Origin of the sequence: Klebsiella sp. MS 92-3 (assembly GCF_000195655.1) — a bacterium.
In the GTDB taxonomy this organism is placed as follows: Bacteria; Pseudomonadota; Gammaproteobacteria; order Enterobacterales; family Enterobacteriaceae; genus Klebsiella; species Klebsiella pneumoniae.
In genome coordinates, this window is sequence record NZ_GL882773.1 from 17,760 (window position 1) to 18,963 (window position 1,204).

Annotated in this window: 2 protein-coding genes; one reads left to right on the plus strand and one right to left on the minus strand. The window is 51.8% G+C overall.

The features are described from left to right. Nucleotides 1-25: 25 nt before the first annotated feature. Nucleotides 26-463 carry a universal stress protein UspA gene (gene uspA, locus HMPREF9538_RS19320; protein ID WP_004145166.1) on the minus strand — a complete coding sequence of 146 codons (438 nt, stop codon included), beginning with the start codon at nucleotides 461-463 and terminating at the stop codon, nucleotides 26-28. A 382-nt stretch (nucleotides 464-845) separates the two neighbouring features. Between uspA and uspB the strand changes: the two genes are divergently transcribed. Beyond that, on the plus strand, nucleotides 846-1,181 hold the full coding sequence (gene uspB, locus HMPREF9538_RS0127210; RefSeq protein ID WP_002921203.1) for a universal stress protein UspB: 336 nt from the start codon (nucleotides 846-848) through the stop codon (nucleotides 1,179-1,181). The last annotated feature ends 23 nt before the right edge of the window (nucleotides 1,182-1,204 follow it).

A 1,204-nucleotide genomic window follows, 5' to 3' on the forward strand; every position in this document is an offset into this window, starting at 1 on the left:
GTATTGCGCGGATAAAACGAGACGGTTATTCGTCTTCTTCGTCGCGCAGCGGGACGATCAGCATGTCGACATGAACGGTGTTAATCAGCTGGCGGGCAGAGGACATCAGCTTGCTCCAGAAGTCCTGATGATGGCCGCAGACCACCAGGTCCATATCGTATTTTTTAATCGCATCGACCAGCACCTGGCCAAGGTCGCCGCTGCCGCTCAGGGTCTCGGTGATGGGATAGCCTGCGTTGGTCGAGAGCTCGGTCAGCGCGTGATGGGTCTCTTCGGAGATGCGTTTTTGCATGTCGCCGAGGTTAACGTCAATCAGCCCGGTGTAGAGGTCGGAGTAATTCACATCCACATGGATCAGGGAGACTTTCGCGTTATACGGGCGGGCCATAGAAACGGCTTTTTCAACCAGTACTTTACTCTCCGGGGACAGGTCTACTGCAATCAGAATATGTTTGTAAGCCATAGTGTTACTCCTTCCATAAGTTTGTCGATGACCATTGGACCTGACAGCTGGCGCTGCCGTTTCGCCCGCGTCCTGCGTGCTACATTCGCGGGAGGGTAGCCTTTAAGGACTTCATTGTAGAAGATATTTCCTACCTTATAGCGCCCCCCGCACTCCGTCAATGCACTGGGTTCACCTAAAAGTTAATCAAATTTATCCGTCTTACGTATTGATAACGAATAACCTTGTGGTAAAAAAATTAATGGATCTCCTACACTATTTAATGAGCCGGTCGGAAAAATAAATGTGATCGGAATCGCACTCTTTACGGTATCGTCGTGGGTTATTTGGGGAGCGGTAGCCGCGGAGGTTTTCTCCGTAGGCGGGTCGCCGGGGAGGAGGTATGATCAGCACTATTGCGCTGTTTTGGGCCCTGTGTGTCGTTTGTGTGGTGAATATGGCACGCTACTTCTCATCGTTGCGTGCATTATTGGTGGTGCTACGTGGTTGCGATCCCTTGCTCTATCAGTATGTTGATGGCGGCGGCTTTTTTACCTCGCACGGGCAGCCCAGCAAACAGATGCGGCTGGTGTGGTATATCTATGCCCAGCGCTACCGTGACCATCACGATGATGAATTTATTCGTCGCTGCGAACGTGTTCGTCGCCAGTTTATCCTGACCAGCGCCCTGTGCGGCCTGGTGGTGGTGAGCCTGATTGCGCTGATGATCTGGCACTAACGTTTCAGAATAAAAAAACGGGG